At 63.2% G+C, this 22,769-nt stretch carries 23 protein-coding genes; 14 read left to right on the top strand and 9 right to left on the bottom strand.

Translation table 11 applies throughout. From position 1 onward, the window contains the following. Positions 1-31 precede the first annotated feature (31 nt). Both FJ936_RS10520 and FJ936_RS10515 read right to left on the bottom strand, forming a co-directional pair. Positions 32-1,678 carry an acetolactate synthase large subunit gene (locus tag FJ936_RS10520; protein WP_140792194.1) on the bottom strand — a complete coding sequence of 549 codons (1,647 nt, stop codon included), beginning with the start codon at positions 1,676-1,678 and terminating at the stop codon, positions 32-34. A 93-nt stretch (positions 1,679-1,771) separates the two neighbouring features. After that, positions 1,772-2,674 carry a LysR family transcriptional regulator gene (locus FJ936_RS10515; protein WP_140792192.1) on the bottom strand — a complete coding sequence of 301 codons (903 nt, stop codon included), beginning with the start codon at positions 2,672-2,674 and terminating at the stop codon, positions 1,772-1,774. A gap of 103 nt (positions 2,675-2,777) precedes the next feature. On the opposite strand from FJ936_RS10515, the gene FJ936_RS10510 reads away from it, so the two are divergent. The 3 genes from FJ936_RS10510 (at position 2,778) to FJ936_RS10500 (ending at position 5,318) form a co-directional block, all read left to right on the top strand. Continuing rightward, positions 2,778-3,767 carry a zinc-dependent alcohol dehydrogenase family protein gene (locus FJ936_RS10510; RefSeq protein WP_140877936.1) on the top strand — a complete coding sequence of 330 codons (990 nt, stop codon included), beginning with the start codon at positions 2,778-2,780 and terminating at the stop codon, positions 3,765-3,767. Between the two features lie 185 nt (positions 3,768-3,952). Then, the gene (locus FJ936_RS10505; RefSeq protein WP_140617465.1) at positions 3,953-4,252 is read left to right on the top strand and encodes a zf-TFIIB domain-containing protein; all 300 of its coding nucleotides are present in this window, start codon (positions 3,953-3,955) and stop codon (positions 4,250-4,252) included. Between the two features lie 73 nt (positions 4,253-4,325). Beyond that, entirely contained in the window at positions 4,326-5,318 is a 993-nt protein-coding gene (locus FJ936_RS10500) for a Tim44 domain-containing protein (RefSeq protein WP_140617466.1), read from the top strand. 25 nt (positions 5,319-5,343) lie between these two features. Here the strand turns inward: FJ936_RS10500 and FJ936_RS10495 are convergent, their stop codons facing one another. Further along, positions 5,344-6,441, bottom strand: coding sequence for a lactonase family protein (locus FJ936_RS10495; RefSeq protein WP_141906532.1), 1,098 nt, complete (start codon positions 6,439-6,441; stop codon positions 5,344-5,346). Between the two features lie 198 nt (positions 6,442-6,639). On the opposite strand from FJ936_RS10495, the gene FJ936_RS10490 reads away from it, so the two are divergent. Genes FJ936_RS10490 through FJ936_RS10480 form a run of 3 tightly spaced genes read left to right on the top strand, consistent with a single transcriptional unit; the run spans position 6,640 to position 9,499 of the window. Then, entirely contained in the window at positions 6,640-7,191 is a 552-nt protein-coding gene (locus tag FJ936_RS10490) for a MaoC family dehydratase (protein WP_140794024.1), read from the top strand. Positions 7,192-7,193: 2 nt separating this feature from the next. Continuing rightward, positions 7,194-8,354, top strand: a complete 1,161-nt coding sequence (locus FJ936_RS10485; RefSeq protein WP_140794022.1) for a CaiB/BaiF CoA-transferase family protein — start codon at positions 7,194-7,196, stop codon at positions 8,352-8,354. Beyond that, positions 8,351-9,499, top strand: a complete 1,149-nt coding sequence (locus FJ936_RS10480) for an extracellular solute-binding protein (RefSeq protein WP_181171534.1) — start codon at positions 8,351-8,353, stop codon at positions 9,497-9,499. The genes FJ936_RS10485 and FJ936_RS10480 overlap by 4 nt, the downstream gene beginning before the upstream one ends. A gap of 9 nt (positions 9,500-9,508) precedes the next feature. Here the strand turns inward: FJ936_RS10480 and FJ936_RS10475 are convergent, their stop codons facing one another. Then, a complete protein-coding gene (locus tag FJ936_RS10475) occupies positions 9,509-10,348 on the bottom strand; it encodes an amidohydrolase (RefSeq protein WP_140794020.1) in 840 nt (279 codons plus the stop codon). Between the two features lie 64 nt (positions 10,349-10,412). Next, the gene (locus FJ936_RS10470) at positions 10,413-11,198 is read right to left on the bottom strand and encodes an IclR family transcriptional regulator (RefSeq protein ID WP_023771193.1); all 786 of its coding nucleotides are present in this window, start codon (positions 11,196-11,198) and stop codon (positions 10,413-10,415) included. 168 nt (positions 11,199-11,366) lie between these two features. Here FJ936_RS10470 and FJ936_RS10465 point away from each other — a divergent pair, with 168 nt between their 5' ends. The 8 genes from FJ936_RS10465 to FJ936_RS10430 all read left to right on the top strand — a co-directional run bounded on the left by FJ936_RS10465 (position 11,367) and on the right by FJ936_RS10430 (position 18,651). Next, the gene (locus tag FJ936_RS10465) at positions 11,367-12,686 is read left to right on the top strand and encodes a sugar ABC transporter substrate-binding protein (protein WP_140794018.1); all 1,320 of its coding nucleotides are present in this window, start codon (positions 11,367-11,369) and stop codon (positions 12,684-12,686) included. Positions 12,687-12,811: 125 nt separating this feature from the next. Next, positions 12,812-13,708 carry a sugar ABC transporter permease gene (locus FJ936_RS10460; RefSeq protein WP_140794016.1) on the top strand — a complete coding sequence of 299 codons (897 nt, stop codon included), beginning with the start codon at positions 12,812-12,814 and terminating at the stop codon, positions 13,706-13,708. Positions 13,709-13,710: 2 nt separating this feature from the next. Further along, positions 13,711-14,577 (top strand): carbohydrate ABC transporter permease, encoded by an 867-nt coding sequence (locus FJ936_RS10455; RefSeq protein WP_140617472.1) that lies wholly within the window; start codon positions 13,711-13,713, stop codon positions 14,575-14,577. 4 nt (positions 14,578-14,581) lie between these two features. Continuing rightward, the gene (gene ugpC, locus FJ936_RS10450) at positions 14,582-15,679 is read left to right on the top strand and encodes a sn-glycerol-3-phosphate ABC transporter ATP-binding protein UgpC (protein WP_140794014.1); all 1,098 of its coding nucleotides are present in this window, start codon (positions 14,582-14,584) and stop codon (positions 15,677-15,679) included. Between the two features lie 5 nt (positions 15,680-15,684). Beyond that, the gene (locus tag FJ936_RS10445; protein WP_141906531.1) at positions 15,685-16,797 is read left to right on the top strand and encodes a mandelate racemase/muconate lactonizing enzyme family protein; all 1,113 of its coding nucleotides are present in this window, start codon (positions 15,685-15,687) and stop codon (positions 16,795-16,797) included. 9 nt (positions 16,798-16,806) lie between these two features. Continuing rightward, positions 16,807-17,136 carry an L-rhamnose mutarotase gene (locus FJ936_RS10440; RefSeq protein ID WP_140793961.1) on the top strand — a complete coding sequence of 110 codons (330 nt, stop codon included), beginning with the start codon at positions 16,807-16,809 and terminating at the stop codon, positions 17,134-17,136. Then, the gene (locus FJ936_RS10435) at positions 17,129-18,205 is read left to right on the top strand and encodes a Gfo/Idh/MocA family oxidoreductase (protein WP_140793959.1); all 1,077 of its coding nucleotides are present in this window, start codon (positions 17,129-17,131) and stop codon (positions 18,203-18,205) included. Before FJ936_RS10440 ends, FJ936_RS10435 begins: the two co-directional genes overlap by 8 nt. After that, on the top strand, positions 18,202-18,651 hold the full coding sequence (locus tag FJ936_RS10430; protein WP_181171274.1) for a MaoC/PaaZ C-terminal domain-containing protein: 450 nt from the start codon (positions 18,202-18,204) through the stop codon (positions 18,649-18,651). The genes FJ936_RS10435 and FJ936_RS10430 overlap by 4 nt, the downstream gene beginning before the upstream one ends. An 11-nt stretch (positions 18,652-18,662) precedes the next feature. Here the strand turns inward: FJ936_RS10430 and FJ936_RS10425 are convergent, their stop codons facing one another. From FJ936_RS10425 to FJ936_RS10410, 4 genes are read right to left on the bottom strand one after another with little or no spacing between them, the layout of a single operon-like run. Next, complete coding sequence (locus FJ936_RS10425; protein WP_140617478.1) at positions 18,663-19,460, bottom strand: ABC transporter permease subunit; 798 nt, start codon at positions 19,458-19,460, stop codon at positions 18,663-18,665. Between the two features lie 2 nt (positions 19,461-19,462). After that, positions 19,463-20,323, bottom strand: a complete 861-nt coding sequence (locus tag FJ936_RS10420) for a 2-aminoethylphosphonate ABC transporter permease subunit (protein ID WP_015319061.1) — start codon at positions 20,321-20,323, stop codon at positions 19,463-19,465. Beyond that, on the bottom strand, positions 20,316-21,461 hold the full coding sequence (locus tag FJ936_RS10415; RefSeq protein ID WP_140617479.1) for an ATP-binding cassette domain-containing protein: 1,146 nt from the start codon (positions 21,459-21,461) through the stop codon (positions 20,316-20,318). The genes FJ936_RS10420 and FJ936_RS10415 overlap by 8 nt, the downstream gene beginning before the upstream one ends. Before the next feature lie 32 nt (positions 21,462-21,493). Beyond that, positions 21,494-22,522, bottom strand: a complete 1,029-nt coding sequence (locus tag FJ936_RS10410; RefSeq protein ID WP_140724400.1) for a 2-aminoethylphosphonate ABC transporter substrate-binding protein — start codon at positions 22,520-22,522, stop codon at positions 21,494-21,496. Positions 22,523-22,769 lie beyond the last annotated feature (247 nt).

Genomic DNA, 22,769 nt, shown 5'->3' with positions numbered 1-22,769 from the left:
ACCGATCCTGACGGCGGCTTTGCCGCTGCCGTCAGGGTGCCTTTGGCGCCGGCAGTCGCTCTCGCAATTCGTCGACGAGCACCCTGGTGTTTTCGGAATAGTCGATGGGCACCACGACGAGATGCACGCCGCCGCCGGCGAAGGCCTGTTCCAACGCCGGTTGCAGGTCGGCTATCGCGCCAACCCTGGTGCCCCTGGCGCCATAGGCTTCGGCGTATTTGACGAAGTCGGGATTGCCGAAGGTCATGCCGAAATCCGGGAATTCGTCGACAGCCTGCTTCCAGCGTATCATGCCATAAGCGTGGTCTTCCAGCAGCAGGATGACGAGGTTGAGCTTGAGCCGAACAGCAGTCTCCAGTTCCTGGCTGTTCATCATGAAACCCCCATCGCCAGCGATAGCCATGACACGACGCTGGGGATAGAGCAGTGCCGCCATCATCGCCGACGGCAGGCCGGCACCCATGGTGGCCAGCGCATTGTCGAGCAGCAGCGTGTTGGCCATGCGCGTGCGGTAGTTGCGCGCGAACCAGATCTTGTACATGCCGTTGTCCAGCGCGAGGATCCCGTCGGCCGGCATCACGGCGCGCACGTCATGTACGATGCGCTGCGGCGTGAAACGGCCTTCGGTGGCGCGCGCGGCGATGCGGCTCAAAATGCCTTCGCGCAGCGGCAGCAGGGCCTGCGCGTTGGGAATCTTGCCCTCGATGCGGTCCGCCAGCAGCGCCAGCGATGGGCCGAGGTCGCCGACGATCTCGGCTTGCGGGAAATAGACCTGCTCGACATCAGCCGTCTGGTAGCCGACATGAATAACCTTCGGTCCTTTCGCCCCCATGATGAAGGGCGGCTTCTCGACCGTGTCGTGGCCGATGGTGATGATCAGATCGGCCTGTTCGATGGCCTCGTGCACGTAGTCGCGTTCCGAAAGAGCCGCCGTTCCCATGTAGAGCTCGGTGCCGCCGGGCACCGTGCCCTTGCCCATCTGCGTGGTGAAATAGGGAATCTGCGTTCGCAGCACGAACTGGGCGACATCGGGAGTCACGCGCGGCCGTGACGCCGCGGCGCCGAACATCAGCAGCGGACGCTTGGCCTCAATGATCATGCGGGCGGCGCGATCGAGCGCGCCAGCGCTGGCCAGGGGCAATTCGACCGGATGCGTCGGCACCAGCGCGATCGGCTCGCATTCCGCCGCCGCGATGTCTTCCGGCAGTTCGAGGTGCACGGGGCCGGGGCGCTCTTCCTGGGCGACGCGGAAGGCTTCGCGCACCAGCGACGGGATCATCCTAGGCGAGACGATCTGGCGCGACAGCTTGGTCAGCGGCTTCATCGCCGCGACGATGTCGACGATCTGGAAGCGCGCCTGCCGGGACGACAGGATGCCCTTCTGGCCGGTGATCATGATCATCGGCATCGCGCCGAGCAGCGCATAGGCAGAGCCGGTGGTCAAATTGAGCGCGCCGGGGCCAAGTGTTGTGATGCACACACCCGGCTTGCCGGTGAGCCTGCCATAGGTGGCGGCCATGAAGGCCGCCGCCTGCTCGTGGCGCGTCAGGATCAGCTGGATCGACGAGCGGCGGATGGATTCGACGATGTCGAGATTTTCTTCGCCCGGAATGCCGAAAATTCGTTCGACCCCTTCATTTTCGAGGGCCGCCACGAACAGATCCGAACCCTTGGTCATCAACCGTCTCTCCTGCGATGCGCACACCCATCAGCCACCTTCATATGGCACCGGAACGTCACGCCTCAAAGAGCGCAAGCCGTCTGTTGGCGATCACGCCATCATTTTCGGCAAGGCGGCCGCCAATGCGTCGACGGCCAGCCGGACCTTGAGCGACAGATGCGGCGTCCGAAGCCAGAGCGCATGGCAATCGTAGGGATAGCGCGGCTGGTCCGGCAACAGCTCGACCAGCGTGCCGGCCTGGATGCGCTCGCGAGCCAGCCAGTAAGGCAACCACGCCAGCCCCATGCCGTCGACGGCCGCATCGGCGATGGCATCCAGATCGTCGAGCCGCAGCCGGCCGTTTGGGGTTACCTCGAGCGCAGTCTGCCCCTCGCGCGGAAATAGCCACGGCTGAACGATCATGCCGAGCCGGCGGTAGACAATCGCCTGGTGATCGGCGAGGTCCTCGATCCGCCGTGGCTCGCCATGAATTTCAAGATAGGAAGGCGCGGCACAGACGACCATGTCCTGGCGTGCAAGGCGACGCGCGATCACGCCAGCCTTGTCGTTCAGACCGCCGGTCCGGATGGCGAGGTCAAAACCGTCCTCGGCGAGATCGGCGAAGCGGTCGCTGAGCGACAGGTCGAGTTCCAGCATTGGATATTGCCCTGCCAGCTTCAGCAGCACGGGGGTGACGCAGTGGCGCCCGAAATGCGCCGGCATGGTGACACGCAGTTTTCCGCGCGGTTCCGAGAGCTGGTCGGCGGCGAGCGCATCGGCCGCTTCGGCCTCGGCCAGCACCAGGCGGCACCGCTCATAATAGGCGCGGCCAAAATCGGTCAGGCTCTGGCGGCGCGTGGTCCGGTTAATCAGACGCATGCCAAGCCGCTCCTCGAGAAACCGGACATGCTTGCCGACCATCGGTCCGGATAGATCGAGCGCGGTGGCCGCCGCCGCGAACGAGCCAAGATCGACCGCCCTGACGAACACGGCCATGCTTTCCAGCCTATCCATATTCGAAACTCCTGGTTTCTACTGAACAATCCAAACAGCCGTTTATCGCACAAAGCTTTCGCGTCATAGCTCATTCAGTGTCAAATATTTTGGAGTGAGCCAAATGGCCCGTATCATTCGCTTCCACCAGCATGGCGGTCCCGAGGTCCTGCGCATCGAGGAGGTCGACCTTCCGCCACCGGGTCCGGGCGAGGTTCAGATCCGCGTCAAGGCGCTCGGCCTCAACCGCGCCGAGGCGCTGCTGCGCGCGGGCAGCTACATTGAGACACCCGTCCTGCCCTCCGGGCTTGGGCTGGAAGCGGCGGGCGTCATCGAGGCAATTGGCGAAGGCGTGATGGGGCTGGCACATGGTGACGCCGTGAGCGTCATCCCGCCGCAATCGATGGTTCGCTGGCCGGCTTACGGTGAGCTTGTCACCTTTCCCGCGGGGCTCATCGTCAAGCATCCGGCGTCCCTCGACTGGCAAACCGCGGCGGCGGTCTGGATGCCGTACCTCACCGCCTACGGCGCCCTGATCGACATCGCCAGGCTGCGCCGCGAAGAGGTCGTCGTCATCACGGCGGCTTCGAGCAGCGTCGGGCTTGCAGCGATCCAGATCGCCAACAGCGTTGGTGCGATAGCAATCGCGGTGACGCGGACATCGGTGAAGAGGCAGGCTCTGCTCGACGCCGGCGCGGCGCATGTCGTGGTCCTTGAGGAAGAGGAACTTGCCGACAGACTGAGCCAGATCGCCGGGCCGCAAGGCGTGCGCGTGGTGCTGGATGCGATCGGCGGGCCGATCTTCGAGCCGCTGACTGCGGCGATGTCGCGAGGCGGCATTCTGATCGAATATGGCGGCCTCAGCAGCCAGCCGACGCCGTTCCCGTTGCCTGCGGTACTGGGCAAGACACTGACGTTGCGCGGCTATCTCGTGCATGAGATCACCGGCAACCCGGAGAAGTTGGAGCCGGCCAAGGCATTCATCCTCGAAGGCCTCGCGGACGGCGCGCTCAGGCCGATCATCGACAGGATCTTTCCCTTCGACCGGATCGTCGAGGCGCATCGCTATCTCGAATCGAACGGGCAGTTCGGCAAGATCGTGGTGACGGTTTGAGCAGCAAATCGCTCTCACCGGCAACATTGCCCCTTGAAGGCTTCGTCCCGCATTCCTAACTCCCGTGTGCGGGCCGGGCCCCTCTGACTGTCGCTTTGGCGACCGTGATGTCGGACCGCTTCAACGGGCCCGTTTCCATTCCTTTCGGTTAAGTGGGCTCATTACTTTCTGGTTAGGAGCCCCACATGACATCTTCCCTCCTCGGCATGGTTTGCCCCTCCTGCCGCGTCGCCCTCGTGATGAGCGAACGCCAGGGGATCGAGATCGACTACTGTCCGCAGTGCCGCGGCGTCTGGCTCGATCGTGGCGAACTCGACAAGATCATCGAACGGTCCACCAGGGACGCGTCTCCCGCGCCGCAGCCACAGCCGGCGCCATTTGCCCAGCCGCAACACAGCCGGGACCGCGATGGCGACTATTCCCGCTCGCATGGCCACCGCTATCCGAAGCGGAAGAAATCATTTTTCGAAGAGCTGTTCGATTGACCATGAGGCCGGTCTTTCCAAGGCCGGCCCTTTGCCGAAAACGCCCGAAACCACAGCGATAAAGGTCACCCCGATGATTTCCCGCACAAGCCGATTTGTCACCCTCTTTGCCGGCCTGTTCCTTGCATTCTCCATGGTCGCGATCGATCATGCCGAGGCGCGGCGCGGCGGCAGTTTCGGCAGCCGAGGCACACGCACGTTCCAATCGGCACCGCCGACCCGGACCGCGCCGGCGCCGACCGCTCCGGTCGAGCGTTCGATGACACCCAACGCCGGCGTCAACAATGCTGCCCGGCAACCACAGACCGGCCTGCAGAGGCCCGGCTTCATGAGCGGCTTCGGTGGAACGATGATGCGCGGCCTGCTGATCGGCGGCCTGATCGGACTGCTCCTTGGCCAAGGTTTCGGCGGCCTCGCCGGCATGTTCGGATTCCTGCTCCAGGCCCTGCTCATCGGTGGCGCGATCATGCTGGCCATCAGGTTCTTCCGGTCGCAATCCGCGCGTGGCCCCGCGCCCGCGCTCGCCGGCATGGGCGATGCCCAAGCTTCACGGTTCGAGAACCGCGCAACGGCACAGCAGAACACGAGCAGCGCTGGCTCCTTCACAATTCCCGGGTTTGGCGGCGGATCGGGCGGAGGCTACGAGACCACCCGATCCGAAGAGATCACGCTGGCCCAGGCCGACCTTGACGCGTTCCAGCAGCTGTTGACCGATGTCCAGGAAGCGTTCGGGCGCGAAGACCATGCGGCATTGCGCCGGTCGGTCACGCCCGAGATGGTATCCTATCTCTCGGAAGAGCTGGCCGACAATGCCCAGAAAGGTCTCAGGAACGAAGTGTCCGACGTCACCCTGCTGCAGGCCGACATCGCGGAAAGCTGGCGCGAGGATGACCGCGACTACGCCACGGCGGCGTTGCGCTACGAGTCTCGCGACGTGATGCGCGAACGGGCGAGCGGCAAGGTCGTCGAGGGCGACGAAGAGCATCCGACGGAGACGACCGAGTTGTGGACGTTCACGCGCCAGAATGGCTCGACCTGGAAGCTCTCGGCCATCCAAGAGGCTTGAGCCCGGCTAGTCTGCTGGCCGGCGGTCACGCGACGATCTTGACACACATCGGCGTGCCGATGTCGATGCTGCGCCCGGTATTGGTCAGCATGCCGTTGCCGGCGTCGCGGACGAAGATCGAAATGCGGTCGGCATTCTGGTTGGCGGAGAACAGATGGCCGCCCGAAGGCGTCAGCGCCAGGTTGCGTGGCGTGGCGCCTCCGCAAGGGACATAGCCGACAAGACTTAAGCTGCCGGTCTGCTGGTCGACCGCCATGATGACGACGCTGTCGTGGCCACGGTTGCCGCCATAGACGAAACGGCCGTCCGGCGAGATCTGGATATCGGCGCAGTGATTGCTGTCGCGGGCCTCGGCCGGCACCGCCGGCTTGGTGTCGATGATCGATAGCCTGCCGGTCGCATTGTCGAGCGCCATCGACGCGACGGTCGAATCCAGCTCGTTCATGACAAAGACAAAGCGGCCGTTCGGGTGCAAGGCAATGTGACGCGGGCCGGCACCCGGAGGGAGCGCGGACTCTGCGAGCTTCACCAGACTTCCGTTCTGTCCGATCCGATAGGACACCAGCCGGTCGATGCCGAGATCGGCGACGATTGCCGTTCCACCGGCAATGGTTTCGGTGACGCTGTGGGCATGCGAGCGTTCCTGCCGCGTCGCGTTGGGGCCGGTGCCTTTGTGCGAAACGCTGGCCAATGGCGCGGACAGTGCGCCCTCCCCGTCGAAACCATACACAGCCACCGCTCGGTCCGGACCACCCTCGCCCATGCCGTAATTGGCGACCAGGAGTTTGGTGCCGTCGCGCGTGACGGTATTGTGCGCCGTGATGCTGCCCAGCGATGGCTGTTTGTTCAAATAGGCGAGCGTGCCCGAGCCGCGATCGAAGCTGTAGGCCGAGACCGTGCCCTCGCGCCAGGTGAAGACTTCCGAATTGGCGTAGATGCGCGAGCCATCCGGTGTCACCGACAGGAAGGTAGGGTTGTCGACATCATTCGTCTCGGCCAGCTTTCTTGTTTGCAGCGTTTCCTCGTCGAAGCTGTAGACACCAAGACCGACGCCTCGCGCACTCTGAAAATAAGGCGCTTCGCGGTTCAGGCTGCCGACGAAGACCAGACAGGCTTTGCGCATGTTTTCCCTCCCTGCCCGCCGGTGCTCAGTACCGTGGGACCGCCAAAATTTCGCTTGTCCTCGCTTGCAACGCAACCCCATATGTGAAAATAGTATTTACAAAAGAAGATTGACGGAAGGAGACGTCGTGCACCCAGGCGCTTTGAAGCGTGCTCGAATGGCTGGATGGGCGCTCTCGCGAGCCCGGTGGACTACGCCATGAGCGATTTCGCGCCAACCGTTGGCGTTGTCTCGACGCATCCCAGGAATATGCCCGCCGATCATGCCGCCCTGCCGGTGTGGAACGCCGAGAACTGGTTCTATGAGGACTGGCCGGTCGGCCAGAAAATCCGCTCGCTGCGTCGCACCATGGCCGAGGGCGACAGTCACCTTTTCAACACGCTGGTGCTCGACATCCATCCTTACGTGCAGGACCAGATGTTTGCCGAGAGCGAGGGCATTTTCCGCAAGCGGCTGATTGCCGGCGCGTTCGTCTTCTCGGCGGGCCTCGGGCTGGTCGCCACCAACTGCGTCAACGCTTTTTCCTATGGCTATGACAAGCTACGATTCATAAAGCCTGTCTTCATTGGCGACACGATCTATTCGATCCGTTCCAACCTCGACAAACACCCCCGCTACAAGGAGATGGGGCTGATCCGCGCCAGCTACGAGGTGTTCAAGGGCGAAGGCGAGCTCGTTCTTTATTGCGAGCATCTGCAGACGGTGAAGTACCGCAACCCTGCCGATTTCGTCGGCAAGACGGAGAAGTAGAAATGCCGGCAGCAGCCGAATTGCCGCTTGCCGGTCTCGTCGTCGTCGACATGAGCCAATTCCTGTCCGGACCCTACTGCTCGCTCAGGCTGCTCGATCTCGGCGCCCGCGTCATCAAGATAGAGCGTCCTGACGGCGGCGACCTGTCGCGCCGGCTCTATCTTAGCGACACCGAGATCGGCGGCGATTCCACCATCTTCCATGCCATCAACCGGGCCAAGGAAAGCCTCGCCATCGATCTGAAGAACGAGGCGGACCTCAATACATTGCGCGGGCTGCTGGCCAAGGCCGATGTGCTGATCCAGAATTTCCGACCGGGCGTCATCGAGCGCCTTGGGCTCGACTACGAGACCGTCCGCCAGATCAATCCGCGCCTGGTCTATGCCTCGATCAGCGGCTATGGCGAGGATGGCCCGTGGGTGAAGCGCCCGGGCCAGGATCTGCTGGCGCAGTCGCGCTCCGGCGTGATGTGGCTGAACGGCGACGAAGACCAGGGACCGGTGCCGTTCGGCCTCGCCATCGGCGACATGCTGGCGGGTGCGGCCTGCGCGCAAGGCATCCTGGCCGCACTGGTGCGGCGCGGCATCACAGGCCAGGGCAGCCATATCGAGACCAGCCTTCTGGAAGCGCTGGTCGACTTCCAGTTCGAGGTGCTGACCACGCATCTCAATGACGGGCGCCGCCTGCCCAGGCGCTCGAGCTTCCGCAGCGCGCATGCCTATCTCTCGGCGCCTTACGGAGTCTATCCGGCCAAGGAGGGCTATCTCGCCATCGCCATGACGCCGATCCCCAAGTTGGCCGACCTTTTGTCGCTCGATGGATTGGCTCCCTATCGCGACAAGCCGGCATCCTGGTTCACCGCGCGCGACGATATCAAGGCAATCATCGCCCAGAGGATCGCGACCAAGACCATCGACGACTGGCTGGCCATTCTCGAACCCGCCGACATCTGGTGCGCCAAGGTGCTGACCTGGCCGGAGATGCTGGCAAGCGAGGGTTTTCAGGCGCTCGACATGCTGCAGACGGTAACGCGCGAGGACGACGTCTCGATCCTCACCACCAGCTCGCCGCTGAGGGTCGACGGTGTTAGGGCCAAGGTCGACCGCGCGGCACCCCGTATCGGCGAGCACAGCGCAAAAATCCGCGAGGAGTTCGACCTGTGAGCCTCAAGCTTAGCGGCATGACCTGGAGCCATCCGCGTGGCTATGATCCCATGGTTGCCTGCTCGGCGCTATGGCGCGAGCGGACGGGAATTGCCATCGAATGGGACAAGCGTTCGCTGCAGGATTTCGAGTCCTTCCCGGTCGAGGAGTTGGCGCGCGCCTATGACCTCATCGTCATCGACCATCCGCATGTCGGCCAGATCACCGCGGAGCGCTGCCTCGAGCCTCTCGACGTCGCCGGCCGCGAGGCGGAGCGCGCCGCGCTTGCCTCGGGGAGCGTCGGCCAGTCCTATCCGAGTTACACTTGGCAAGACCGGCAATGGGCGTTTCCGATCGATGCGGCCAGCCAGGTGCAGGCCTGGCGGCCGGACGCGCTCGATGCGCCGGCAGCGACGTGGAGCGAAGTGCTCGATCTCGCCCGGCAAGGCCGCGTGCTGCTGCCGCTGCGACCGCCGCATTGCCTGATGACCTTCTACACGCTGGCCGGTAATCTCGGGCATCCCTGCGCGACCGATCCGTCGGGCGATCTCATCGCTGTCGAGACGGGCTGCGAAGTCTTCGAGACGATGCGTGAGATCGCCGCGCTGGTCGACCCGACGTGCTTCGACATGGACCCGATCGCCGTTTCGGAACGCATGGCCGAGGCTGGTTCCCGCATTGTCTGCGCGCCGCTGATCTATGGCTACGTCTCTTATGCGGCGTCGGGTTTTCGCACCAACAGGTTGGCTTTTGCCGACATTCCGGTGGTCGGTTCCAATGGTCCGATCGGCTCGGCGCTCGGCGGTACAGGCATAGCCGTATCAGCCTTCTCCAAGGCCAAAGAGGCAGCGATCGATTTTGCCTATTGGGTCGCCAGCGGCGATGTCCAGCGTGGCATCTATGCCGCCGCCGGCGGCCAGCCGGGCCATGCGGCTGCCTGGGAAGACCAGACTATCAATGAAGTGGCCGGCAACTTCTATCGAGGCACGCGCGCGACGCTGGAGGGCGCCTGGGTGCGGCCGCGCCATGACGGCTACATGGCGTTCCAGCAAGCGGCGTCAGACCGCATCAATTCCGGCCTGACCTCAGGTCATCGTTCCAGCCAGGTCATTGCCGATCTCATCAGCCTGTTCCGGGCCAGTTCCCCCTCGCCTGGCGAGAGCTGAGCGAGGTCGCTATTTCAACCGCCAAAGCCTGCGGGCATTGCCCGACAACAGCCTGTCACGCTCCGAAACGCTGCAACCCGAGAGCAGCGCATGGGTCGCAGCCACCCAGGTCGAGAGACCGCCACCAAGCGTGCAGACCGGCCAGTCGCTGCCCCAGGCGACGCGGTCCCAGCCGAACGAATTGATGGTGTGTTCGACGTAGGGCCTGAGCGTATCGACGGTCCAATTGGCGGCGTCGGTATAGGCGACCACGCCGGAAATCTTGGCCATCACGTTCGGGCGCCGTGCGATCTCGCTCATGTGTTCGCGCCAGGGATGCTCGGCTCCGCCCTTGATGTCGGGAACGCCGCAATGGTCGAGGACGAACTGTACGTCGGGCGCCAGTTCGGCGAGCGCGATCGCCTTGGGAATCTGATGCGGCAGCACGACGAGGTCGAAGGTCAGGCCGGTGCCGCCAAGCCGCTTGATGTTGTCACGGAACAGCGCGCCTTCCGAAAGATCGTCCGGCACGACGTGAAGGACGCGGCGGAAACCCTTGACGAAGGGGTTTGTCCGCTGGCGTTCGAGATAAGCGGCAAAGTCAGCGTCTTCGGGACGGCAGGATGCTATTGTCCCAGAGAGCATGCTGCCCGCTTGCCGCGACAGGCCCTCGACACGGGCGGTCTCCGCCTCGATGTCGGCCGGGTCGACATCGACCTCCATGTGCAGCACGCGTTCGACACCGGCACGCTTTGCCTCCGTAGCGTATTCCTCATAGGAGAAATCGCGGTTCAGTGCCGGTACGCCGGCAAGCCAGGGGTAGCGAAGCGCCGAGCGATCGATGAGATGCAAATGGGTGTCGATGATCATGGCGGGCTCCTCCCTGTAGCTTTTTCGATCCTCTCACGGAGGAATTCTTCATTCAAATAAGAATTCAGGCCGATGAACCGACGGCCGACCCAGCGAGGTGCGACAGCTTCTCGCAGGTTGCGAGCAGCAACTCGATGGTGCGGGTGATGTCGGGTGCCGAGGGCGCGTTGACGACGGTAATGTAGGGGATCGACAGCGCCGCTATGGCCTTGCCGTCGGAACCACGCACCGGAGCGGAAAGGTTGAAGACGCCCGCGGTCTGCATGGAAGCCATCATCTCGTAGCCGCGGTCGCGGATCTGGTCGAGACGGGCGAAGAACTCGGCCGGCTGCGCGGTCTTGTCGGTGCTGCGGACGTGCTCCGAGATCATCATCTGCCGCTCTTCCGGTGAACGGAAGGCGAGCAGGACATGGCCTGAACCGGTGTCGAACAGGCTGATGTGGGAGCCGACCCGGATCGAAATCCCCCAGTAGTTCGGCGCCTCCTGCTGGCCTATCACCACGGCGGAACCGCGATCAAAAACAACGAGTTGATTGGCCTGCTGCGAGGTCTCGGCCAGTTCGCGCATCAGCGGCGTCGCATAGGAAACCAGCCGTCGCACCGGCGCGTGCAATTGTGCCAGGCCAAACAGCTTGAGCGTCAGCGAATAACGGTCGCCATCGAGCCGCGTGACGTAGCCGCGCCGCACCAGCCGGTCCAGCATGCGGTAGAATTCATTGGGGCTGCGGTCGAGCTTCTTGGCGATTTCCGCCTGGGTCAGGCCACCGTCCACGCCCGCTAGAAGCTCAAGGATGTCGAGCCCCTTGTCGAGCGCCGGCGCGCGATAACGCTCGTCTTCGCTGTCGTCCATGGTTCATCCCTCCAGTGAATTCAACTCTTCATATACGCAGGAACGCGGCCGGCGGAAACAAATTTCGCCTTGACGTACGGATGAATGTTTTGTTTGTATATGAATGTAGCATTTCTTGTCACGTGACGAGTTGCGGGCGCCACCGAGGCGCACCCAGGGAGGATACCAATGAACAGACTGCTTTCCGGCGTATGCGCCGGCGCATTGATGCTTGCGTCAGGCGCAGGCACCGCCCTTGCCGGCGACCTGCCCGGCAAGTTCGACGGCGTGACCGTCGACGTGAAGCTGATCGGCGGCCAGCAATATGAGAAGCTCTACGAGCGCATTCCCGAATGGGAGAAGGCGACAGGCGCCAAGGTAAACATCCTGACCAAGAAGAACGGCTTCGACATCGACAAGGAATTGAAGTCCGACATCGCCTCGGGCAGCACCAACTGGTGCGTCGGCTGGAATCATTCCTCCTTCGCGCCGCAATACACCGGCCTCTACACCGACCTCAGCAAGCTCCTGCCGAAGTCGGAGATCGACGCCTTCGTGCCATCGACGATCAAGGCGGCAACCATCGACGGCAAGCTGGAAATGCTGCCGCGCGCGCAGTTCGACGTCTCGGCGCTCTACTACCAGAAGAGCCTGTACGAGAACGCCGACAACAAGACCAAGTTCAAGGCCAAATACGGCTATGACCTGGTGCCGCCGGACACCTGGAAGGAAGTCACCGACCAGGCTGAGTTCTTCGCCAACCCGCCCAATTTCTACGGCACGCAGTTTGCCGGCAAGGAAGAGGCGATCAATGGCCGCTTCTACGAAATGGTCGTCGCCGAGGGCGGCGAATATCTCGACAAGAACGGCAAGCCGGTCTTCAATTCCGAAGCCGGCATCCGGGCGCTCGACTGGTTCGTCAACCTCTACAAGGCCAAGGCCGTGCCGGCCGGAACCACCAACTACCTCTGGGACGATCTCGGCCAGGGCTTTGCCTCGGGCACCGTCGCCATCAATCTGGACTGGCCGGGCTGGGCCGGCTTCTTCAACGATCCGAAATCGTCCAAGGTCGCGGGCAATGTCGGCGTCAAGGTCGCGCCGAAAGGCTCCGCCGGAGTGCGCACCGGCTGGTCAGGCTTCCATGGCTTCTCGGTGACCGAGAACTGCCCGAACAAGGAGGCAGCGGCATCGCTCGTATGGTGGCTGACCAACGAGGACAGCCAGAAGCTCGAGGCCACCGCCGGCCCGCTGCCAACGCGCACCGCGGTCTGGGATTGGGACCTGCAGCAGGCCGCCAACGACCCTTACAAGAAGGAGGTTCTGTCGGCTTTCCAGGAAGAAGCCAAGCACGCCTTTGCCGTGCCGCAGACGCCTGAGTGGATCGAGATCTCGAACGCCGTCTATCCCGAGTTGCAGGCCGCGATCCTCGGCGACAAGACCTCCAAGCAGGCACTGGACGAAGCCGCCGACAAGGCGACGCAGATCCTGCAGGACGCAGGCAAACTGTAAGCATTGCTCACAAGATTGCCTCCCTCATCCTCAATGGGGGAGGTAATCGCCTTTTGCCGGCGTTGTCCGTTTCATCATATCGGGCCTCGGGCCAAAATCTGAATGCCAGACACCAGAGGAGCCCGATGAAGGGCCTCAAGCTACCCGCGCCGTTCCTGTTGCTGCTTCCGGCCATCGTCGTTCTGGCGGCGGTCGTCGTGGTGCCGCTGCTTCTGTCGCTCTATTCAAGCTTCACGCCGTTCCGCCTGACCAAGCCCGAGACGTTCTTCGTCTTCATCGGCCTCAGAAATTACCTGTCGATCCTGGCCAACACCGATTTCTGGTGGGCATTCGGCCGTACCGTCCTGTTGCTGACGATCGCGCTCAATCTTGAAATGCTGCTTGGCCTTGGTCTCGCCATGCTGGTTGAGAAGGCGACGCGCGGCCAGCGCATCCTGCGCACGCTGATGATGTTTCCGATGATGTTCTCGCCGATCCTCGTCGGCTTCCAGTTCAAGTTCATGTTCAACGACAATATCGGCCTGGTGAACAATGCGCTGCAGTCGCTTGGCATCACCAGGGACGCCATCCCGTGGCTGATCGAGGGTCACCTCGCCTTCATCGCCATCTCGGTTGCCGAGATCTGGTCGTCGACGGCGATCTTCGCCATCCTGATCCTCGCCGGGCTGCTCGCCATGCCCAAAGAGCCGATCGAGGCGGCGCGCGTCGATGGCTGCACGCCGTGGCAGACCTTCCGTTATGTGACCTGGCCGTTCGTCATGCCCTTCGCCTACATCGCCATGACCATCCGCTCGCTCGACGTGGCGCGTGCCTATGACATCGTCAAGATCATGACCGATGGCGGTCCGGCCGGCCGCACGGAGCTTTTGTGGACTCTGGTCGCACGCACCGCCTACAGCGACGGGCGCATGGGCATGGCCAACGCCATGGCGTATTTCTCGATCCTGCTGTCGATCGCCTTCACAGTCTACTTCTTCAACAAGCTCGCCGCGGCGCGCACGCAAATCGGCGCGGAGTGGTGAAGATGGACGAGAATTCTTCCGCCCGCCTTAAGCGCAGGCTGCTTGATATCGTCTATCGCATCGGCCTGTTCCTGGCGATGCTGACCATCTGCCTGCCGGGCTTGTGGATCGTCCTGTCGTCGCTGCGGCCGACGGTCGAGATCATGGCCAAGCCGCCGGTGTGGATCCCGCAGGATATTTCGTTCGACGCCTATGTCGCGATGTTCTCAGGCATCGGCAAGGGCGGCATCCCTGTCATCGAATATTTCCGCAACTCGCTGATCATATCGGTGACTTCGACGGTGATCGCGGTCGCCATCGGCATGGCGGGCGGCTATGCCTTCGCGCGCTATCGCTTTCGCGGTAAATCGAGCGTCTTCCTCGGCCTGATGCTGACACGCACGGTGCCCGGTATCGCGCTGTCGCTGCCGCTGTTCTTCCTCTATGTGCGGCTCGGTATCATCGACACGCATTTCGGGCTGATCCTTGCCTATGTCGCGCTCAACGTGCCTTTCACCATCTGGCTGATCGACGGCTTCTTTCGCCAGGTGCCGAAGGATCTCGCCGAGGCAGCACAAATCGACGGCTGCACGCGCTGGCAGGCCTTTTGGCAGGTCGAGTTCCCGCTCGCCGGACCAGGCATCGCATCGGCCGCGATCTTCGCCTTCCTGACCTGCTGGAACGAGTTCGCGCTGGCCTCCCAACTGACCCGCTCGGTCAGCGCCAAGACGCTGCCGGTCGGCCTGCTCGACTACACGGCCGAGTTCACCATCGACTGGCGAGGCATGTGCGCGCTCGCCGTGGTGATGATCATTCCGGCGCTCACCCTCACTTTCATCGTCCAGAAGCACCTTGTCGGCGGCCTGACCTCCGGCGCGGTGAAAGGCTGATCTCATGGCAACGGTTTCCCTCAAAAAGCTGACCAAGCGCTACGGCAATATCGAGATCGTGCATGGCATCGACCTCGACATCACCGACCGCGAATTCATCGCGCTGGTCGGTCCTTCCGGCTGCGGCAAGTCGACGACGCTGCGCATGATAGCCGGGCTGGAAGAGATCAGCGCCGGTTCGATCGAGATTGGCGGGCGCGTCGTCAACGATTTGCCGCCGCGTTCGCGCAACATCTCGATGGTGTTCCAGTCCTATGCGCTCTACCCGCATATGACGGTGCGCGAAAACCTCGGCTTCTCCTTGAAGATCGCCGGCGCCGCCAAGGACGACATGGATCGCCGCGTCGCCGAGGCCTCGGCTATCCTGGGGCTCGATGCTTTGCTCGACCGTCGACCGTCGCAACTGTCCGGCGGCCAGCGCCAGCGCGTCGCCATGGGTCGTGCCATCGTGCGCGACCCCGACGTCTTCCTGTTCGACGAGCCGCTTTCCAATCTCGATGCCAAGCTCAGAACGCAGATGCGCACCGAGATCAAGAAGCTGCACGCCAAGGTGCAATCGACGGTGATCTACGTCACCCACGACCAGGTCGAGGCGATGACGCTTGCCGATCGTATCGTTATCATGCGCGACGGACATATCGAACAGGTTGGCACCCCAGATGAAGTGTTCCGCCGGCCAGCCACGCGCTTCGTTGCCGGCTTCATCGGCTCGCCGCCGATGAATTTGCACGAGGCGACGGTCGACGACGGTCAGCTGGTTTTCGCCAGCGGCGCCAAGCTGCCCCTGCCCGGTCAGTTCAAGGCCAACGTCGCTGCCGGCGACAAAGTCGTGTTCGGGTTGCGGCCAGACGACATCTATCCGACCGGCCATGGTATCAGCTCCGGCGGCGCGGCCGACGTGCATCAGATCGAACTGCCGATCACCGTCACCGAGCCGCTCGGCAACGAGACGTTGGTGTTCGTCGAGTTCAACGGCAGTGACTGGGTGTCTCGCATGCTGAACCCCAGGCCGCTGAAGCCAGGCGAGCGCGTCGCCATGAGCCTCGACCTGTCGCAGGCGCATCTGTTTGCCGCTGAGACCGGAAAGACATTGCGGAGCTGACCGACATGGCCAAGATCGAAAAGATAGAATTGCGGATGGTCGACCTTGTGCCCAAGGTCAAGCGCACCGACGCGATCCAGAGCTTCGTCAGCCAAGAGACGCCAATCGTCACCATCACCGATTCCGATGGCGCGGTCGGAACCGGCTACAGCTACACGATCGGCACCGGCGGCTCGTCGGTGATGCGGCTCCTGTCCGATCACCTGGCGCCGCGCCTGATCGGCCGCGATCCTGATATGATCGAAGCGATCTGGCACGATCTCGAATTCGCCACCCACGCCACCACGATCGGCGCCATCACGGCAATCGCCATCGCGGCGATCGACACGGCGCTCTGGGACCTCAGGGCAAAGAAACAGGGCCTGCCGCTATGGAAGCTCGCCGGCGGCGCCAAGGACCGCTGCCCGCTCTACACGACCGAAGGCGGCTGGCTGCACATCGAGACGCAGGCGCTGGTCGACGATGCGGTGGCCGCCAAGGCCAAGGGGTTTCGCGGCTCGAAGGTGAAGATCGGCAGGCCGCACGGCTCTGAGGATCTCGCGCGGCTGTCGGCGGTGCGCAAGGCAGTGGGCGACGGCTACGAGATCATGACCGACGCCAATCAGGGTTTCTCCGTCGACGAGGCAATCCGGCGTGCAGCGAGGCTTCGAGAACTCGATCTCGCCTGGATAGAGGAGCCGCTGCCGGCCGACGACATGGACGGGCATGTCAGGCTGTCGAATTCGACGCCGACGCCGATCGCCATCGGCGAGTCGCTCTATTCCGTCAGGCACTTCCGCGAATACATGCAGAAAGGCGCCTGCTCGATCGTGCAGGTCGATGTCGGCCGCATCGGCGGCATCACGCCCTGGCTCAAGATCGCCCATGCGGCGGAGGCCTTCGACATTCCAGTCTGCCCGCATTTCCTGATGGAATTGCATGTCAGCCTGACCTGCGCTGTTCAGAGCGGCAGGTATGTCGAGTACATTCCGCAACTCGACCAGTTGACCGGCAAGCACATGCGCATCGAGGATGGGCATGCGCTGGCGCCCGACGAGCCCGGTATCGGCATCGATTGGGACTGGGACGCGGTCAAGGCCATGAGCATCGCCGAATTCACCACGGCGATCACGACATAAGGAGCTGATATGCAGCGGATGGGATTTGTGCTTGGGCTGAAGCCGGAGAAGGTCGAGGACTATGTTCGCCTCCATGCCGCCGTCTGGCCTGACGTGCTGACCATGATTTCGGCATGCAACATCAAGAACTATTCCATTTACCTGAAGCGGCCGGAGAACCTGCTGTTCAGCACCTTCGAATACCACGGCACCGACTACGAGGCCGACACGGCCAAGATGGCGGCCGATCCGAGGACGCAGGAATGGTGGGCCGTCTGCATACCTTGCCAGGAGCCGCTTGCGACCCGCAAGGAGGGTGAATGGTGGGCTTCGATGGACGAGGTCTTCCATCATGACTGAGGCCGGTTTCGACCCTGCCTCACTCGTCCAGGCCTGGGCCAAACCCTCACGACCCCGACCGATCGTCACTTTCGGTGCAGGGTCGATTGTCGGCGACGCGCATTTCCCGGCCTACCGAAAAGCGGGGTTTCCGATCGCCGGTCTTTACGATCCGGACCAGGCCAAGGCGCAGGCCCTGGCCGATAAATGGGACGTGACGGCGTTCGGATCGGTGCAAGAAGCCGCTGGAGCTAAGGACGCGATCTTCGATCTGGCAACGCCACCGGGGCGGCACGCCGACATCCTGAAGGCTCTGCCCGGCGGTGCGGTCGCCCTGATCCAGAAGCCAATGGGCAATTATCTCGGCGAGGCAAGCGAAATCCTCGAAATCTGCCGCGCCAAGAAGCTCAAGGCGGCGGTGAATTTCCAGCTCCGTTTCGCGCCGATGATGCTGGCGCTGAAGGACGCCATCGCCAAGGGCTGGCTCGGCGAGATCGTCGATTTCGACGCCTGGCTGGCGCTGGCGACGCCGTGGCAGTTGTGGGAATTCCTGCTCAAGGCGCCGCGCGTCGAGATCGCCATGCACTCGATCCACTATCTCGACCTGATCCGGCAGTTGCTCGGTGACCCCAAGGGCGTGCATGCCAAGACGCTGGGCCATCCCAATCATTCCGTGGCGCAGACGCGCACCAGCGCCATTCTCGACTATGGCGACACCGTGCGCTGCGCGCTATCGATCAACCACGACCACAAGTTCGGGCGCCGGCATCAAGCCTGCGAATTTCGCGTCTGCGGCACCGAGGGTGCCGCCTATCTCAAGCTCGGTCTCAATCTCGATTATCCCCGGGGCGAGCCGGATATTCTGGAAATCTATCCGAAGGGCGGATCGGACTGGATCGCGGTGCCCTTGGCCGGCGAGTGGTTTCCCGACGCCTTTGTCGGGCGCATGGCAAATGTCCAGCGCTTTGCATCCGGCGAAGACGCCGAACTGATCAGTTCGGTCGAGGATGCATGGAACACAATGGCGCTGGTGGAAGCCGCCTATCGTTCGAGCGCGGCGCCGGCGACGCCGATCGCGGAAAGGCCCTGATGGAACAGATCCAGTATTTCGAGGAGTACGAGATCGGCTCGACGCGGCTGACCAACGGCCGCACGATTACCGAGACCGACTTCATTGTCCATGCCGGTCACACCGGCGATTTCTTCCCGCACCACATGGACGCCGAGTTCATGAAGACAACACCGTTCGGCCAGCGCATCGCGCATGGCACGCTGGTGTTCTCGGTCGGCATCGGGCTGACGGCAACGGTCATCAATCCCGTCGCCTTTTCCTATGGCTACGACCGGCTGCGCTTCATCAAGCCCGTGTTCATCGGCGACACGATCCGCACACGCACCACCATCGCGGCCAAGGAGGACGACCCCAAGCGACCGGGTTCCGGACGCGTGATCGAGCGCTGCGAAGTGATCAACCAGCGCGGCGAGGTGGTGCTGGCGGCCGACCACATCTACATCGTCGAACGCCAGCCGGCCTGAGGCAATGTCCGCTATGCGCCGGTAGCGCGCTTGGTGATGCGCTCCAGACCGAGCAGCAGGACCAGCGTTGCCGCCACCAGGATCATGGTGAGCGCCGCCCCGGCAAAGATGTCGCCGCGATCGGTCAGTGAGAAAATCGACACCGGCAGCGTCACCCAACCCGGCGGATAGACCATCACGGTCGCGCCAAGCTCGCCCATGGACAGCGCGAAGCTCAGCCCGAAGGCCGCGACCAGATAGGGTGCGAGCAAGGGCAGCGTGACATGCCGGAGCCGATAGGCAGGGCGTGCGCCGAGGCTCGACGCGACCTGCTCGAAGTCGGGCGACAGCCGCGCAAGCCCGGCCGAGACATTGCCGAAGGTGAAAGCCGAGATCAGCACGAAATGCGCGATCATGACGATTGCGATCGTGCCGTTGAGCAGCAGTGGCGGATGGCTGAAGGCAACCAGCAGGCCAAGACCGACGGACACAGAAGGCACCGCGCTCGGGATGAAGAACAGGAGGCCGAGTGCCTTCGCCAGCGTGGCGCCCTGGATGCGCAGCGCAAGTGCTGCCCAGGTGCCGCTGACCAGCGCCAGCGCGCTTGCCGCGAAGCCGGTGACAAGGCTGGCCTTGACCGCGTTCCAGGCCGCGCCCTTGGCGACATCCGCGTAGTGCTCCGTGGTCAAGCCATTGGGCAGCACGCCGTTCCACTGGTCGGCGAGGCTGGACAGCAGGATCACCGCCAGCGGCGCCAGGAACAGCACGCCGAAGATCAGCGCGAAGATCACCCAGATGACGAAGCGACCGGAACGCGACCAGACCAGCATCGCTAGACTCCCAACCGGCCGGCGGCGAAGCGGTAGAGGCCGAACAGGCCGAGCGACAGGGCTATGTTGACCACGGCGATGATGCAGGCGACCTGGTAGGCCGATTCCTGGATCGCCTTGCCATAGATCAGCAGCGGCAGCGTGATGACGCCCTTGGCGCCGATGAACAGGACGATGCCGAATTCGTTGACGGTGAGGAGCAGGCAGAGGCTGCCGCCGGCGATGAGCGCGGGTACCGCCGCCGGCAGAATGACCTGGCGGACAATGCGGAACGGTCGCGCGCCAAGCACGCTTGCCGCTTCGATCTGGCCGCGATCGACCAGCGAAAAGGCGGCAAGCAGCGGCCGCAGGATGAAGGGCGTGTAGACCGTGACCTCGGCCAGAACGACGCCCCATGTCGAATAAAGGAAGTCGACCGGCGGCAGCGGCAGCGAGAAGGCTTCCATCAGCCCGGAGTTGAGCATGCCGGCGGAGCCATAAAGGAAGGTGAAGGCCAGCGTCACCAGGAAGGTCGGCAGGGCGATGAAAGTGTCGATCAGCCTGGCGATGAAGCCGCTGCCTGGAAACGGCACGAAGGCAAGGATCAGCGCCAGCACCAGGCCGACGACCAGGCATCCGGCCGTCGCCGTGACCGAGATCGTCACCGTGTTGACCAGCGCGTTGAGGAAGAAGCGCGAATGCAGGACGCGGACGATCTCGGCGACATTGGCGACGCCGCTGTCGTCGAGGAAGGCCTGGCGTACAATCAACGCCAGCGGGTAGAAGAACAGCAGTGCCAGCAGGGCCGCCGGCGGCACGATCCACAGCCGGCCCGGCTCTCGCTTTCTGGCCGTCGGCATACCAATGGCGAGCGCTTCAGACACCGGCGTCTTCCGGAAGAAGCGACGTATCGGCCGGCGCAAAGAACAGCGGCACCTCTGTGCCGGGTTCCGGCAAGGCCATTGGCAGTTTCGTTGCCGAGACGCGCACCGGCGTGCCGTCGACATCGAGCACCAGATGCGTGAGTTCACCCTGCCAGTGCACTTCCCTGAGCGTGCCGACAATGCGGTTGGTGTGCTCGCTGTCGGCCGTCAGGCTCAGGTGCTGCGGCCTGATGCAAAGCAGGCTCTTGTCGCCAACCTTCTCGCCGCGACCGGCACCGGCGAGCACGGCATCGCCATGCCTGGCCATGGCAAAGCCTTTCGGGCCGGCAGCATCGGCAACCGTCACCGGCAGAAGGTTGGCACGACCGAGAAACTCGGCGGTGAAGCGGTTTGGCGGACGGCGATAGAGTTCGGTCGTCGGTCCATGCGAACAGACCCTGCCGTCGCGCATGATGGCGATCTTGTCGGCAAGCGTCAGCGCCTCGGTCTGGTCGTGGGTGACGTAGAGGATGGTCAGGCCCGGCAGGCTGCGGTGCAGACGGGCGATCTCCTCGACCATGTTGCGGCGGATCTGCGCGTCGAGCGCCGAAAGCGGTTCGTCAAGCAGGAGCACGCGCGGCCGCACGGCAAGCGCCCGCGCAATCGCGACGCGCTGCTGCTGGCCGCCCGAAAGCTCGCGCGGATAACGCCGGGCAAACGTCGCCATGCCGACGGTGGCGAGCGCATCCTTCACCCGTTCGCCGATCAGCGCCTTGTCGGCGCCTTGTGCCCTGAGGCCAAAGGCGACGTTGTCCTCGACCCGCATATGCGGGAACAGCGCGTAGTTCTGCACCACCATGCCGAGCCCACGCTCATAGGGCGGCAGATCGGTGACGTCGGTGGCGCCGATGCGGATGCGGCCGCTTGCCGGTCGCACGAAGCCGGCAACGGCACGCAGAGCGGTCGTCTTACCGGAGCCGGACGGGCCTATCATCGCCAGGATTTCGCCAGGCGCGATGTCGAGGGTCAGCGGATGCAGGACGACATGGGCGCCATAGGCGACAACGACCTTGTCGAAGTGGACGTTCGAGCCGGCGCCGCGAACCTTCGCGGCGTCGATGTCCGTGACACTAGGGCCCGTGAAGGCGGCGGCCGACATGGCATTGTTCTCCGGATTGCTTCCCGTGCGGATCAACTTCCGGTCGCTTCGTTCCACTTCTTGACGTAGTCGGGAAGCTTGCTCAGCGCCTCGTCCCAGTTCGGCGACCAGATGGTCAGGCCTTTCATCGCCTCCTGCAGCTTGGCGAAATTGGCGTCGGACGGCGTCACGTCCTTGCGGGCCGGCATGCCGAGGGCAACGGAACTTACAGTCGACTGTGCCTCCTTGGACAGCAGGAAGTCGATCAGCTTCTTGCCGTTGTCGCTATTTGGCGCACCGGTGACCAGGCCGATTTCATAGGGCAGCGCAAAGGTGGAGCGGGTGCCATCGGGGCCAGCGGGCCAGAACACCTTGATGTTGGGATTGTCTGCCATCTGCGACATGTTCATCTGCAGGTCGCCATTGGCCACATGCAGCTCGCCCTTGTTGACCAGCGCGGTCAGCTTGCCGGTCGAGGCGGACGGGCCGACATTGTTGTCCTGCAGCTTCTTCATGAATTCGAAGCCGGCATCCTCGCCGCCAAAGGCATGGATGATCTGCAGCATGACGGCCGTCCCGTCGCCAGCCTGGCCGGGGGTCGAGTACTGGATCTTGCCCTTGAACTTCGGATCGAGCAGATCGTTATAGCTCTTCGGCGCTTCGGACAGCACGGCGCTGTTGTAGATGAAATTCATGTAGTTATTGACCAGCGGCCGATACTTGTCGGTGCCGCCGTCGATCTGGGATGCGGCTTCGGGTTTGTAATCCTGCAGCAGACCGTCCGCGGCGGCGCGCTGGATGAAGGGCGGCAAGGTCACCAGCACGTCGGCCTGCGGGTTCGACTTTTCCTTGGCGACGCGCTCGACGACGCCGCCCGAGCCCGCCTCGATATACTGAACGGTGATGCCGGTGGCCTTGGTGAAGGCTGCGAATTCGGTCTCGTACCAGCTGCCATTGCCATCATGCAGCCCATCGGCGGAGTAGACGGTGACGACGCCGTCGGCAAGTGCCGGCCCAATGAGAGCCGCCGATGCGAGCAATGCGGCGAAGGCCCCGACCATGGTTGCGTTTCTTGATTTCATAACCAGTTCCCCTTTGATTGAAGGCACATTCTGCGATGCACTAGGACCAACCGGCCTTTGGGTCTCTGGCGGACGTTGAGCCGGTTGGATGTCTTCGTTGTGACAACTCTGGGGATTGGGCATCGATAAGTAAAATCTATTTATTTTATGAGACGCAAACTTTCTCTGATATTTGTCATGGAACTGTCGCATCGATGTCGTGGATACAAATATGCTGCGCCGATGGCGGCTACCGGTTTGAAAATAT

The sequence above is a fragment of the Mesorhizobium sp. B2-4-13 genome (assembly GCF_006658535.1).
Taxonomy (GTDB): domain Bacteria; phylum Pseudomonadota; class Alphaproteobacteria; order Rhizobiales; family Rhizobiaceae; genus Mesorhizobium; species Mesorhizobium australicum.
The sequence above is the reverse complement of the archived record's forward strand: the minus strand, read 5'-3'. Positions and strand labels throughout refer to the sequence as shown.

Coding starts and splice junctions, on each gene's coding strand:
- FJ936_RS10460 (WP_140794016.1), top strand. CDS start 12,812: ATGAAGGGCCTCAAGCTACCCGCGCCGTTCCTGTTGCTGCTTCCGGCC.
- FJ936_RS10510 (WP_140877936.1), top strand. CDS start 2,778: ATGGCCCGTATCATTCGCTTCCACCAGCATGGCGGTCCCGAGGTCCTG.
- FJ936_RS10470 (WP_023771193.1), bottom strand. CDS start 11,198: ATGGACGACAGCGAAGACGAGCGTTATCGCGCGCCGGCGCTCGACAAG.
- ugpC (WP_140794014.1), top strand. CDS start 14,582: ATGGCAACGGTTTCCCTCAAAAAGCTGACCAAGCGCTACGGCAATATC.
- FJ936_RS10485 (WP_140794022.1), top strand. CDS start 7,194: ATGCCGGCAGCAGCCGAATTGCCGCTTGCCGGTCTCGTCGTCGTCGAC.
- FJ936_RS10505 (WP_140617465.1), top strand. CDS start 3,953: ATGACATCTTCCCTCCTCGGCATGGTTTGCCCCTCCTGCCGCGTCGCC.
- FJ936_RS10435 (WP_140793959.1), top strand. CDS start 17,129: ATGACTGAGGCCGGTTTCGACCCTGCCTCACTCGTCCAGGCCTGGGCC.
- FJ936_RS10495 (WP_141906532.1), bottom strand. CDS start 6,441: ATGCGCAAAGCCTGTCTGGTCTTCGTCGGCAGCCTGAACCGCGAAGCG.
- FJ936_RS10520 (WP_140792194.1), bottom strand. CDS start 1,678: ATGACCAAGGGTTCGGATCTGTTCGTGGCGGCCCTCGAAAATGAAGGG.
- FJ936_RS10425 (WP_140617478.1), bottom strand. CDS start 19,460: ATGCTGGTCTGGTCGCGTTCCGGTCGCTTCGTCATCTGGGTGATCTTC.
- FJ936_RS10465 (WP_140794018.1), top strand. CDS start 11,367: ATGAACAGACTGCTTTCCGGCGTATGCGCCGGCGCATTGATGCTTGCG.
- FJ936_RS10440 (WP_140793961.1), top strand. CDS start 16,807: ATGCAGCGGATGGGATTTGTGCTTGGGCTGAAGCCGGAGAAGGTCGAG.
- FJ936_RS10500 (WP_140617466.1), top strand. CDS start 4,326: ATGATTTCCCGCACAAGCCGATTTGTCACCCTCTTTGCCGGCCTGTTC.
- FJ936_RS10475 (WP_140794020.1), bottom strand. CDS start 10,348: ATGATCATCGACACCCATTTGCATCTCATCGATCGCTCGGCGCTTCGC.
- FJ936_RS10455 (WP_140617472.1), top strand. CDS start 13,711: ATGGACGAGAATTCTTCCGCCCGCCTTAAGCGCAGGCTGCTTGATATC.
- FJ936_RS10445 (WP_141906531.1), top strand. CDS start 15,685: ATGGCCAAGATCGAAAAGATAGAATTGCGGATGGTCGACCTTGTGCCC.
- FJ936_RS10490 (WP_140794024.1), top strand. CDS start 6,640: ATGAGCGATTTCGCGCCAACCGTTGGCGTTGTCTCGACGCATCCCAGG.
- FJ936_RS10515 (WP_140792192.1), bottom strand. CDS start 2,674: ATGGATAGGCTGGAAAGCATGGCCGTGTTCGTCAGGGCGGTCGATCTT.
- FJ936_RS10415 (WP_140617479.1), bottom strand. CDS start 21,461: ATGTCGGCCGCCGCCTTCACGGGCCCTAGTGTCACGGACATCGACGCC.
- FJ936_RS10410 (WP_140724400.1), bottom strand. CDS start 22,522: ATGAAATCAAGAAACGCAACCATGGTCGGGGCCTTCGCCGCATTGCTC.